Genomic DNA, 12,268 nt, shown 5'->3' with positions numbered 1-12,268 from the left:
CCCCCCCCCCCCCCCCCCCCCCCCCCCCCCCCCCCCCCCCCCCCCCCCCCCCCCCACCGTGCGTACGAGGTGGGCCGCGGGTCAGGCCGCTCGCTGGAACGGCACCCGGATCGGCTGCGAACCGGGTCCGCCCACGTGGGAGAACGGCTGCGTGCGCCAGTCCAGCCCCGCGGGGAGCGTCAGCAGCGCGCCCCACTGCGCGTCCTCGCCCCGGGCGACGTCGTCGGCCTCCGTGGCCTCGGGGGCGGGACGCCCCGAGCCGGGGCAGACCGTCAGCCCGAACGGGTTCCACGGCGAGGCGCACAGCGCGTGCTGTGGCAGTACGTCCTCGTCGGCGAGGAGGGCGATCGGGCGGGCACAGTCGGGGCAGTGCACCCGGAGGATCTCATAGCCCTCGTCGTCGAAGGCGTCGTCGGCGTCGTCCGCCGTCAGCAGCTCGAACGGCTCGCGACGTTCGTGCTCCTCCTCGAGCACCGCCAGCGAGCGTTCGCCGCGGCTGTGTCGTGCGTGGGTGCGCATGGGTGCATCTCCCCCTCAGAAGAACGCCCACCAGCGGGGCCGACCGGGCTCTTGTCCTCGGCCATAGCGAGCATTTCCCGCCACGCGCCCGCGGTAATCACCGCCACTCCGAAGAGCGTTGACATCGGGTGTGGCCTTCGTCACACAGTCCTCCGCGCGGGTGGCCCGTGCTCCCGCGGACGATGCCGTGCGCCTGCCCCGCGCCCTGCCGGGAGTCAGTCCCCGCGCCCCTCCCCGGACTTCCGCGGCGCCGCCGTGCTCTTCCTGACGACCAGTCTGACGCCAAGCTCCATACGGGTGTTGCTCTTGTCGCCGATCTCGTCGGGCTGCGACAGCCGGAGCAGCATCCGGGCGGCCTCCTCGGCCATCTCGACCAGCGGCTGGTTGACGGTGGTGAGCGACGGGCTCGCCCACTGGGCGAGCGGGATGTCGTCGTAGCCCACCACCGACAGGTCGCGGGGCACCTGCAGGCCCTTGACCCTGGCCGCCTCCAGCACGCCGAGCGCCTGCAGGTCGCTGCCGGCGAAGATGGCGGTGGGCGGGTCGGGCTGCTCCAGCAGGGCGAGGGCGCCGTCGTGCCCGCCCTGGACGTGGAAGTCCCCGTAGCGGATCAGGTCGTTGTCGACGGTGAGCCCCGCCATGCCCATGGCCGAGCGGAAGCCGTCGAGGCGGGCCAGGGAGCACAGCATGTCGTCAGGTCCGGTGATGATCCCGATGCGGCGGTGGCCGAGGTCGATGAGATGCCGGGTGGCCGCGACCCCGCCGGCCCAGTTCGCCGAGCCCACGGACGGGACGTCGGGTTCGGGGTCGCCCGCCGGGTCGATGATCACGAAATTGATGGCCCGCGAGCGCAGCTTGCGCTTGATGTCGTCGGGCAGCGAGGAGAAGACCAGGACGACGCCGAGCGGGCGGCGCCGCAGCACGCCCTCGATCCACTCGGGGCCGGGGGCGTGCCGCGTGCCGCTCTCGGTGAGCACCACGCTCATGTTGCGGCTCTTGGCGACGTTCTCCACGCCCCGGATGAGCTCCATAGCCCAGACGCTCTCGAGCTCGTGGAAGACGATCTCGATCAGCCGTGACTCGGGCTGGGTGGGGGAGGGACGCTGGTAACCGTTCGCCTCCAGCAGCCGTTCGACCTTGCTCCGGGTCGGCGCGGCCACATCGGGACGTCCGTTGAGCACCTTCGAAACTGTCGAAAGTGACACGCCCGCTTTCGAAGCCACGTCAGCCAGGGTGATCCGGCCCTCGGTCTCATCATCACGCATGCGGCACAGGATAGGGCAACGCTGTTCGGTAACGGTTTGGTCGCGTCAATTCCACGCTGTTGACCCTGGCGAAGGGGGAGCCTACGGTCCCTCGTCAGGCGAATTTCGGCAAAGTAGCCGAAACTTTCGAGAGGTCGATCATGAAGAAGCGTGCGTGGTTCCCCCGTGCCGTCGCCGGCGGCGCGACACTGGCACTGGGCCTGACCCTGACCGCCTGCGGCGGTGACGGCACCTCCGCGGGAGGCGATTCCGGGACGATTCACGTCCTCGTGTACGGCGACTCCGCGAACAAGGTGGAGAAGGCGATCGTCGCCGAGTTCAACAAGACCTCGAAGGTCAAGGCGGTCCTCGACACGGTCCCGGGTGCGGACTACCAGCAGAAGCTGCAGACCGTCATCAACACCAAGCAGGCCCCCGACGTCTTCTTCAACTGGGGTGGCGGCAGCATCCAGCCGTTCGTGAAGGCCGGTCTGCTGCTCCCGCTCGACGACTTCATCAAGAAGGACCCGGGCCTGAAGGACAACTTCCTGTCCTCGGTCTTCAACACCGCGGTCGTCGACGGGAAGTCCTACGGCGTGCCGATGCGCGGCACCCAGCCGGTGCTGCTGTTCAACAACAAGAAGGTCCTCGCGGACGCGGGCGTCCAGCCCCCGCAGACCTGGGACGAGCTCATCGACGGGGTCAAGAAGCTCAAGGCCAAGGGCGTCACCCCGATCGCGCTCGGCGGCGGCGACCAGTGGCCGACCCTGATGTGGTTCGAGTACCTCTACGACCGCGTCGCCGGCCCGGAGCTGTTCACCAAGGCCCTCGGCGGCGACAAGAGCGCCTGGGAGAGCGAGGACAGCAAGAAGGCGCTGAGCATGCTCAAGGAGCTCATCGACGCCGGTGCCTTCGGCACCAACTTCGACTCGGTGAAGTTCACCGACGGCGGTTCGCCGCAGCTCCTCGCGAGCGGCAAGGCGGGCTTCGAGCTCATGGGCTCCTGGGAGTACTCCACGCAGCAGGACGCCAGCCCGGACTTCGTCAAGAACGACCTCGGCTACACCAACTTCCCGACCGTCGCCGGCGGCAAGGGTGACGCCGCGAACGTCGTCGGCAACACCAACAACTTCTACTCGGTGCTGAAGAAGACCAAGTACTCGGACGCGGTCGCGGACTTCCTGAAGCTCATGTACTCCGACGACTTCGTGAAGCAGCAGCTCGCCATCGGCAACCTGCCCACCACCACGAACACCACCAAGTTCCTCGACACGGCCGCCAACCCGGATTACCTGAAGTACCAGTTCGACCTCGTCGACAAGGCCCCCTCGTTCCAGCTGTCGTGGGACCAGGCCTACCCGCCGTCGGGCATCACGCCGATCCACCAGGCCGTGCAGCAGTTCTTCAACGGCCAGATCGACGCGGACGGATTCATCAAGGCCATGCAGGCCCTGCCCACCTCCTGAGAGCGACGTCCCGCATGGTCTCCCTCACTGCCACCGTGACGGGCAAGCGGCAGACGCAGCGCCCGGCCGGCCGTTCCATCGGCCGGCCGGGCGTTGCCTGGGCGCTCCCCGCCACGATCTTCTTCGCCCTGTTCGCCGTCGTGCCCCTGGTGCTGGTGGCGGTCCTCTCCTTCACCTCCTGGAGCGGACTGGGCTCGCCCGAGTACACGGGCTTCGACAACTGGGTCCGGGTCTTCCAGGACCCGGTGATGATCAAGAGCCTCTGGCTGAGCGTGCTGCTCACCGTGCTGGGCGTCGTCGTCCAGACCCCGCTGAGCATCCTGCTCGGCGTCTGGGCGGCCGGTCCCCAGCGCAACCGCGCCGTGCTGTCGGCGATCTTCTTCGTGCCGCTGCTGCTCTCCGCGACCGCCGTGTCGGTGCTGTGGCGGGCGTTGCTCGACCCCAACTTCGGCGTGCCCTCGCAGGCGCGCTGGCTGTTCGGCGACGGCAACCTCTTCGGCACGCAGACCGCCGCGATCGGCGTACTGGTCTTCGTCAGCACCTGGCAGTTCACCCCGTTCCACGCCCTGATCTACCAGGGCGCGACCCGGGCGATCCCGCAGGTGCTCTACCAGGCGGCGCAGATCGACGGCGCCGGCACCGTACGGCAGTTCTTCCACATCACGCTGCCGCAGCTGCGCAACTCGATCATCACCTCGATGATCCTGATGATCGTCGGCGGTCTCACCACCTTCGACACGGTGCTGATCCTCACCCAGGGCGGCCCCGGCACCGACACCACCATCAGCGCCTACTACATGTACGACAAGGCCTTCAAGGGCTTCGACTTCGGCGCGGGCGCCGCGGTCGCGCTGATGCTCGTCGTCGTCGCCACGGTGATCTCGCTGATCGTCGTCCGCGTCTCCGGCTACGACAAGATGGCCGGCACCAAGGAGGGTGTCTGATGAGACGACGCCCCAACTATTTGGCGGGCCTGGGCGCCCTGCTGTGGCTCGCGCTGGTGGGCATGCCGCTGTACGTCATGCTGGGCGCCACCGTGCAGACGCGCGCCGAGTACAGCGCGGGCGGCCCGCTGTCCTTCCCCCGTTCCTTCACGCTGGACAACTACATCCAGGACTTCAGCAACGGCTTCGGGCAGTACTTCCTCAACACGGTCGTCGTCACGGTCAGCGTGGTGGCCATCGTGCTGCTGCTCGTGCCGCCGCTGGCGTTCACCATCGTCCGCAACCGGGGCCGCGGCACCTCCGGGGTGTTCCGGCTCTTCCTGCTCGGCCTGGCCATCCCCGCGCAGGCCGTGATCGTCCCGATGTTCTACGTCATCAGCAAGGTCGGCCTGTACGACAACCTCATCGGCGTCATCCTGCCGACGGCGGCGTTCTGCCTGCCGGTCTGCACGCTGATCCTGACCGGCACGATGCGTGACATCACCTCCGAGCTGTTCGAGGCGATGGCCATGGACGGCGCGTCCGTCCGGCGGACCTTCTTCCAGCTCGTCCTGCCGCTGTCCGGCAGCGGACTGTCGACGATCGTCGTCTTCTCCGCCCTGCAGGCCTGGAACGGCTTCCTGTTCCCCCTGGTGCTCACCCAGTCCGAGGAGACCAAGGTGATCACGCTGGGCCTCTACAACTTCCGGACCCAGTACGGCATCAACATCCCCGGCCTGCTGGCCGCCGTGGTGCTGTCCACGATTCCCGTCCTGCTCGTCTACCTGTTCGCCCGCCGTGCCCTGGTACAGGGGCTCATGGGCGTCGGAGGAAAGTGAACGACAACGTGACCGCCGACTCCCGCGTCGAGGCGCTCATCCGCGAGATGACCCTGGACGAGAAGATCGCCCAGCTCTACGGCGTCTGGGTCGGCGCCTCCGGCGAAGGCGCCGAAGTCGCCCCCCACCAGCACGACATGGACGAGCCGCCCAGCCTGGACGAGCTCCTGCCGGACGGCCTCGGGCAACTCACCCGGCCCTTCGGAACCGTCCCCGTCGACCCCGCCCTGGGCGCGCTGTCCCTGATGCGCACCCAGGAACGGATCGCCGCCGCCAACCGGTTCGGCATCCCGGCCATGGCCCACGAGGAGTGCCTCGCGGGTTTCGCGGCCTGGGGTGCGACCACCTACCCCGTCCCGCTGTCCTGGGGCGCCTCCTTCGACCCCGAGCTGGTCCGGGTGATGGCCGCGGCCATCGGCCGCGACATGCGCTCGGTCGGCGTCCACCAGGGCCTCGCCCCCGTCCTCGACGTCGTCCGCGACGCGCGCTGGGGCCGGGTCGAGGAGACCATCGGCGAGGACCCCTACCTCGTCGGGACCATCGCCACCGCCTACATCCAGGGCCTGGAGTCCGCGGGCATCGTGGCCACCCTCAAGCACTTCGCGGGCTACTCGGCCTCCCGAGCCGGGCGCAACCTGGCGCCGGTCAGCATGGGGCCGCGCGAGCGCGCCGACGTCGTCCTGCCGCCGTTCGAGATGGCGGTCCGGGAGAGCGGCGTCCGGTCGGTGATGCACGCGTACACCGACACCGACGGCGTGCCCTCGGCCGCCGACGAGGAACTGCTGACCGGGCTGCTCCGCGACACCTGGGGCTTCGACGGGACCGTGGTCGCCGACTACTTCGGGATCGCCTTCCTCAAGACCCTGCACGGTGTCGCCGCCGACTGGGCGGACGCCGCGGGCACCGCCCTGCACGCCGGTGTGGACGTGGAACTGCCCACCGTCAAGACCTTCGGGCAGCCGCTGCGGGACGCCGTCGCCGCGGGCCTGGTCGACGAGAAGCTCGTGGACCGCGCACTGCGCCGTGTCCTGACCCAGAAGGCGCAGCTCGGCCTGCTCGACCCCGGGTGGAGCCCGGTGCCGTCCGCGCTCGCCGGCGCCGACCTGACCGACCCGCAGGGCCTGCGCGGCACCGTCGAACTGAACTCCGCGGCCCACCGGGACCTGTCCCGGCGCCTTGCCGAGCAGTCCGCCGTCCTACTGAGCAACGACGGCACCCTGCCCCTGGGGCGGCCCACCCGCATCGCGCTCGTCGGTCCCCAGGCGGAGACCCCGACCGCCGTGCTGGGCTGCTACTCCTTCCCCGTGCACGTCGGGGCGCAGCATCCGGACACCCCGCTCGGCATCGACCTGCCCACACTGCGCCAGGCCCTGGTGGCGGAGTTCCCCGGCTCCGAGATCGTGACCGTGGCCGGCTGCGGCATCGACGACGACGACGTCTCCGGCATCGCGGCGGCCGCAAGGGCGGCCCGCGACGCCGATGTGGTCGTCGCCGCGCTCGGCGACCGTGCCGGGCTCTTCGGCCGCGGCACCAGCGGTGAGGGCTGCGACGCGGAGTCGCTGACGCTGCCCGGCGTCCAGCAGCGACTGCTCGACGCGCTCCTCGACACGGGGACGCCCGTCGTGCTCACCCTGCTGGCCGGCCGCCCCTACGCCCTCGGGCGGGCCGTGGACGAGGCCGCGGCCGTCGTCCAGACCTTCTTCCCGGGGCAGGAGGGCACCCCGGCGCTCGCCGGAGTGCTGAGCGGACGGATCAACCCCTCCGGGCGGCTGCCGGTGAGCGTGCCCCGGCACCCGGGTGTCCAGCCCTCCACGTACCTCGCCGCGCCGCTCGCGCGGGCCAGCGAGGTCTCCAACATCGACCCCGCCGCCGCCTTCGGCTTCGGCCACGGGCTGACGTACACGGCCTTCGAGTGGTCCGCGCCTCAGGTGCACGGCGCCGCCGACGGCCGACCCGTCACGGGCACCGACGGAGAGGTGGAGCTGTCCTTCACGGTCCGCAACACCGGAAGCCGCGCGGGCAGCGAGGTCGTCCAGGTCTACCTGCACGACCCGATCGCCTCCGTCGTCCAGCCGGTGCAGCGCCTCGTCGGCTACCTGCGGGTGCCGCTGGAGCCGGGGGAGGCGCGGCGCATCGACGTCACGGTCCCCGCCGACGTCGCCGCCTTCACCGGCCGGGACGGCCGCCGTGTCGTGGAACCGGGGGAGCTGGAGGTGCGGCTGGCCGCGTCCAGCACCGACGTCCGGTTCGCCGTACGGGCCGAACTGACCGGCCCGGCACGGCAGGTGGACCACACCCGGCGGCTGCACGCGCTGGTCACCGGCGCGCCGGAGGAGTCCAGGTGAGCCTGCCCGAAGGGACGGGGTCGGCGGCGGGGACCGTCGCCAACCCCGTCCTGCCGGGCTGCCATCCCGACCCGAGCGTCTGCCGGGTCGGGGCGGACCACTACCTGGTCACCTCGACCTTCGAGTACTTCCCGGGCATCCCGGTGTTCCACAGCCGTGACCTGGTCCACTGGCGGCCGATCGGGCATGTCCTGGACCGGCCCTCGCAGGTGGACCTGAGCACCGTGGCGTCCTCGGAGGGGATCTTCGCCGCGACCATCCGGCACCACCAGGGCCGGTTCTACGTCGTGACCACCCTGGTCGGCGGCAGCGGGCGGGGCGGCACCTTCGTCGTGACCGCCACCGACCCCGCCGGGCCGTGGAGCGAACCGGTGTGGCTGGACGACGCGCCCGGCATCGACCCCTCCCTCTTCTTCGACGACGACGGCCGCGCCTGGTGCACCGGCACACGGCTCGCGGAGCCGGGGGAGTGGGAGGGGCAGACCGACGTATGGCTGCGGGAGTTCGACACCGCGACGCTGACCCTCACCGGCCCCGAGCACCTGCTGTGGCGCGGCGCGCTGCACGGCGCCGCGTGGGCCGAGGGGCCCCACCTGTACAAGGTGGACGGCCGTTACTACCTGCTGGCGGCCGAGGGCGGCACCGAGCACCGGCACGCCGTCAGTGTCGCCCGCGCCGAGAACGTCACCGGCCCGTACACCGGCAACCCGGCCAACCCGGTGTTCACCCACCGCCACCTGGGCCGCGACTTCCCCGTCGTGGGCGTCGGCCACGCCGACCTGGTGCGGACGGCGGAGGGGGAGTGGTGGGCGGTGCTGCTCGGCAGCCGCCCGTACGGCGGCTACCACCCCAACCTCGGGCGGGAGACCTTCCTCGTCCCGGTGCGCTGGGAGGACGGCTGGCCGCTCTTCGCACCCGGCGTCGGCACCACGCTCGGCCCCTTCCGGCCGCCCACGGCCGCCGGGCCTTCGGACGGGCCCCAGCCGGATCCGGTGCGAGACGACTTCGACGGCCCCCGGCTGGACCCCCGGTGGAACCAGGTGCGTACCGCGGAACCCTTCTGGTCGCTCACCGCACGCCCCGGTTCGCTCCGGCTGCCGCTCGGGCCCGCGTCGCTCGCCGATGTCGGCACCCCCTGCTTCCTCGGCCGGCGCCAGCAGCACCGCGACGTCAGCGTGTCCGCGCTGCTCGACGTGGCGCCCCGGACGCCGCGGGAGTGGGCGGGGCTAGCCGTCCGCCAGTCCGAGACCGACCACGTGGTGTTCGCGGTGGCCGGTGACGGCCGCGGCGGCCGCCGCGTGCTCGCCGCGGTCCGTACCGGGGGCGAGCAACGCATCGTCGCGCAGGCGTCGTTGGCCCCCGGCCCGGTGGTGCTGCGCATCCACGCCGAGGGTCAGCGCTACGGGCTGCGTCACGCCCCCGCCGGCGCGGGCCCGGACGCGGAGACCGAACTGACCGCCGTGGACGGCGCATTCCTCAGTTCGCCGCGCGCGGGCGGCTTTCTCGGCGTTTGGCTGGGCCCGTACGCCACGGCCCACGGCGCCCCCTCCACCACCGTCGCCGACATCGACTGGTTCGACTACCGGCCGCTCGCCCCCTGACCACGGAGCCGACGTTGTTCACCGATCTCCCCGAGGACGAACTCCGGGACCACCGCAGCACCCAGACCGCGCCCGCCGACTTCGACGACTTCTGGCGCACGACGCTCGACGACGCGCGCGCCGCCGGGACCGCGTCCGTCACCGTCACTCCCGCGTCCGGCCCGCGGCTGCGCACCGTGGCCGTCTACGACGTCACCCTCCCCGGTTTCGGCGGCGAGCCCGTACGGGCCTGGCTCCGCCTGCCGCGCGGCGCAGAGGGACCGCTGCCCGCGGTCGTCCAGTACGTCGGCTACGGCGGCGGCCGGGGCCATGCCCTGGACAACCTGCTGTGGGCGTCCGCCGGCTTCGCCCACTTGCACATGGACACCCGGGGCCAGGGCTCGGGCTGGAGCCGCGGCGACACACCCGACTCCGGCACCACGGGCCCACAGGCCCCCGGGATGATGACCCGCGGCATCGACGACCCCCGCACCTACTACTACCGCCGCCTGTTCACGGACGCCGTCCGCGCCGTGGACGCGGTCCGCACGCTGCCCTCGGTGGATCCCGGCCGGATCGCGGTCATCGGCGCGAGCCAGGGCGGCGGCACCGCGCTCGCCGTGGCCGCCCTCGCTCCCGAGGTCCGCGCCCTGGTGGCGCACGTCCCGTTCCTGTGCGACTTCCCCCGGGCCACGGTGATCACGGACGCGGACCCGTACCGCGAGATCGGCCGCTATCTCGCCGTCCACCGCGGCAACGCCGAGCGGGCCATGCGCACCCTGTCCTACTTCGACGGCGTCAACTTCGCGGCCCGCGCCCGGGTACCGGCCCGCTTCTCCGCGGCCCTGATGGACGAGATCACGCCGCCCTCGACGGTCTTCGCCGCGTACAACGCGTACGCGGGGCCCAAGGAGATGGCCGTCTGGCCTTGGAACGGGCACGAGGGCGGCGCGACCGACGACGACGAGGGGGCGCTCGTGTTCCTCCGCGCGCGCTTGTGAGGGCAACGTGAAGTGCCGCCACATCGCCTGGAGTTGGGGCGGGCGGCCGTACAACCTTCGCTCTTCCTTGATCGTCGTACGGGTGCACCGGAGACCCCGGTGCACCACTGATGTGGCCACACCCTTGAGGAAGAGTCATGCGATCTGACTCCGTCGGGCGCTCGCTGCGCCTCGGAGCCTCTGCCGTCGCGGCGGCCGGCCTGTTCGTGGCCGGTCTCGCCGTACCCGCGCACGCCGCCGAGACCGACCAGCTGTGGATCAACGCCCCGTCCGAACTGTCGTTGCCCTCGGGCACGGGCGGCGGTGAACCGCAGTCGCGCACGCTTGACATCGGCATCTACCACGACAACGGCAACTTCACGGTCACCGACGGCGAGGTCACCGTGGACGTCTCCGGGGTCGCGGGCGTCGCGGAGGTGACCTGGCCGGAGAACTGCACGCCCAGCGGCACGACCGCCGTCTGCCACGTGCCCGAGGTGCCCGTGATCGGCGGCGACTACAGCAGGCAGATCCACCTCACGGTCCGCGCGGCGGACGGGGCGGCGGGCGGGGCACACGGCCGGATCACCTACGCGGCGACCGCTGTCGGAGGCCCCGACGGCACCCTCACCACCACGCCGGACGACTCCGACACCATGCTCACCGTCGCCTCCGGCCCGGACCTGTCGCTCGCGGAGATCGCCCCGGTCGAGCACGCCGCCCCTGGCTCCACCGTGCGACTCCCGTTCGGGCTGACCAACAACGGCAACGAAAGCGCGCAGGGCTTCACGCTGAAGTTCATGGCCTCCCACGGCATCCAGAAGCTGACCAAGTACAAGCGCTGCACCTACACGACGTCCAACGACGGCGAGTACGCGCCGATGACCTTCGCGGCGTGCACCTTCGACCGGGTGCTGGCGCCGGGGGACTCCTTCGAGCTGCCCAAGCCGCTCAAGGCGGTGCTCGCCCCGTACGCGATGAACGAGCGTCTCGACATCAGCGTCCAGCCCGGCGGGGGCGCCGAGGACCTCGAGAGCGGTGACAACTACAGGGTGGTCGGCGTCAGCGCCGACAACACCGCGGACTTCGCGGTGACCGGCGACGCGGTCACCGGTGCGGCGGGCGAGACGGTGACGGCCCGGCTCACGTTCCGCAACAACGGCCCGGCCTGGCTCGGCAACCTCGGCTCCGGCGACCCCGTCGCCAAGGTCCGGCTGATCGTCCCCGCGGGCACCAAGGTCACCGGCGTCCCGTCCGGCTGCGCCCCGCACACCCTCTCCGGCGGCTACTACCCGCAGGAGACGGGGGCGCCGCGTTACGACTGCTCCCTGCCGTACTGGGTGCTGGAGAACACCGAGCGCTCGTACGACTTCTCGCTGCGGATCGACACCGTGGTGCCCGGCACGACCGGTGCCGTGAGCATCCACCCGGAGTCCGGCGAGTTCCCGTGCGACCCGGACACCACCAACAACACGGCGGCCCTGGCAATCAACTGACCCGGCCCGCCCCGGCACGTGGTGCGGGCGCCTCCCGCACCACGTGCCCCGCGGGGCAGGTCAGCCGCCCTTCGGCTCGGGCAGCGGCTCGCCGGTCTCCAGGAGCGTCTTCAGACCCGACACCAGGGCGGGCCAGCCCTGGGAGACCATGCCCAGCACCGTGCTGCCCGGTTCGTGGGCCTCGTGGACGACGGTCAGCCTGACCGTCTCCCCGAGCGGTTCGATCTCGAACGTCACCTGGGAGCGTTGGTCCCCGGCCAGGCGGGCGCGCACCTCCTCGCTCACGCCCGTGTTCGCGGCCCACTCCGGTGTGAAGGTGTGCCAGGTGTAGGAGAGCCGGCGCGGTGGATCGGACTCCAGCACGACCTGGGCGGGATCGGCGGTGCGGGCGCCGCCCTCCTCCCAGAGCATGGCCGAGCCGGCCGCCCAGTCGGTCTCGAAGGCGACGCCCCAGTAGCGGCGGGTGAACGCCGGGTCGGTCAGCGCCTGCCAGAGGCGCTCGGGTGTGGTGCGGATGTAGGTCGTGTAGACGAATGCGGACTCGCTCATGGGTGCCTGCTCCAATGCCCTCTGCAGGTCGGCGAGCGCGTGCGCACGCTCGCGGTCGTACCGGTCGATCCATCGTTCCGCGACGGCGTTGATCGGAGCGGCGTTGAGGTAGTGCAGCTTCTCCCGGCCCCGCCGTACCGTGGTGACCAGCCCGGCCTCCTCCAGCACGGCCAGGTGCTTGCTGACCGACTGCCGGGCCATGTCCAGGCCCGCGCACAGCTCGCGCAGGGTCTGCCCGTTGCGCCCGTTGAGGCTGTCCAGCAGCCGCCGGCGGCTGGCGTCGGCCAGCGCCTTGAAGACCTCGTCCATCTCGCTTTCCCCGCCGTC

General features: G+C 71.5%; 10 protein-coding genes. 7 read left to right on the top strand and 3 right to left on the bottom strand.

Annotated elements, in window-relative coordinates; genetic code table 11:
• Positions 1 to 81 precede the first annotated feature (81 nt).
• Complete coding sequence (locus tag ACRWNP_RS19760) at positions 82 to 519, bottom strand: hypothetical protein (RefSeq protein WP_431963103.1); 438 nt, start codon at positions 517 to 519, stop codon at positions 82 to 84.
• Positions 520 to 734: 215 nt separating this feature from the next.
• Complete coding sequence (locus ACRWNP_RS19755) at positions 735 to 1,784, bottom strand: LacI family DNA-binding transcriptional regulator (protein WP_431963101.1); 1,050 nt, start codon at positions 1,782 to 1,784, stop codon at positions 735 to 737.
• Positions 1,785 to 1,924: 140 nt separating this feature from the next.
• Here ACRWNP_RS19755 and ACRWNP_RS19750 point away from each other — a divergent pair, with 140 nt between their 5' ends.
• The 7 genes from ACRWNP_RS19750 to ACRWNP_RS19720 all read left to right on the top strand — a co-directional run bounded on the left by ACRWNP_RS19750 (position 1,925) and on the right by ACRWNP_RS19720 (position 11,392).
• Positions 1,925 to 3,229, top strand: a complete 1,305-nt coding sequence (locus tag ACRWNP_RS19750) for an ABC transporter substrate-binding protein (RefSeq protein WP_431963099.1) — start codon at positions 1,925 to 1,927, stop codon at positions 3,227 to 3,229.
• A 14-nt stretch (positions 3,230 to 3,243) separates the two neighbouring features.
• Positions 3,244 to 4,173 (top strand): carbohydrate ABC transporter permease, encoded by a 930-nt coding sequence (locus ACRWNP_RS19745; RefSeq protein WP_431963097.1) that lies wholly within the window; start codon positions 3,244 to 3,246, stop codon positions 4,171 to 4,173.
• On the top strand, positions 4,173 to 4,991 hold the full coding sequence (locus ACRWNP_RS19740) for a carbohydrate ABC transporter permease (RefSeq protein WP_431963095.1): 819 nt from the start codon (positions 4,173 to 4,175) through the stop codon (positions 4,989 to 4,991). The genes ACRWNP_RS19745 and ACRWNP_RS19740 overlap by 1 nt, the downstream gene beginning before the upstream one ends.
• 47 nt (positions 4,992 to 5,038) lie before the next feature.
• A complete protein-coding gene (locus tag ACRWNP_RS19735) occupies positions 5,039 to 7,336 on the top strand; it encodes a beta-glucosidase (RefSeq protein WP_431963109.1) in 2,298 nt (765 codons plus the stop codon).
• A complete protein-coding gene (locus ACRWNP_RS19730; RefSeq protein WP_431963093.1) occupies positions 7,333 to 8,937 on the top strand; it encodes a glycoside hydrolase family 43 protein in 1,605 nt (534 codons plus the stop codon). The genes ACRWNP_RS19735 and ACRWNP_RS19730 overlap by 4 nt, the downstream gene beginning before the upstream one ends.
• Positions 8,938 to 8,951: 14 nt before the next feature.
• Positions 8,952 to 9,917 carry an acetylxylan esterase gene (locus tag ACRWNP_RS19725; RefSeq protein WP_431963091.1) on the top strand — a complete coding sequence of 322 codons (966 nt, stop codon included), beginning with the start codon at positions 8,952 to 8,954 and terminating at the stop codon, positions 9,915 to 9,917.
• A gap of 137 nt (positions 9,918 to 10,054) precedes the next feature.
• A complete protein-coding gene (locus tag ACRWNP_RS19720) occupies positions 10,055 to 11,392 on the top strand; it encodes a hypothetical protein (RefSeq protein WP_431963089.1) in 1,338 nt (445 codons plus the stop codon).
• Between the two features lie 60 nt (positions 11,393 to 11,452).
• On the opposite strand, the gene ACRWNP_RS19715 is transcribed toward ACRWNP_RS19720, so the two are convergent.
• Complete coding sequence (locus tag ACRWNP_RS19715; RefSeq protein ID WP_431963087.1) at positions 11,453 to 12,250, bottom strand: ArsR/SmtB family transcription factor; 798 nt, start codon at positions 12,248 to 12,250, stop codon at positions 11,453 to 11,455.
• Between the last annotated feature and the right edge of the window lie 18 nt (positions 12,251 to 12,268).

This window comes from Actinacidiphila sp. bgisy160, assembly GCF_965342435.1.
GTDB lineage: Bacteria > Actinomycetota > Actinomycetes > Streptomycetales > Streptomycetaceae > Actinacidiphila.
The sequence above is the reverse complement of the archived record's forward strand: the minus strand, read 5'-3'. Positions and strand labels throughout refer to the sequence as shown.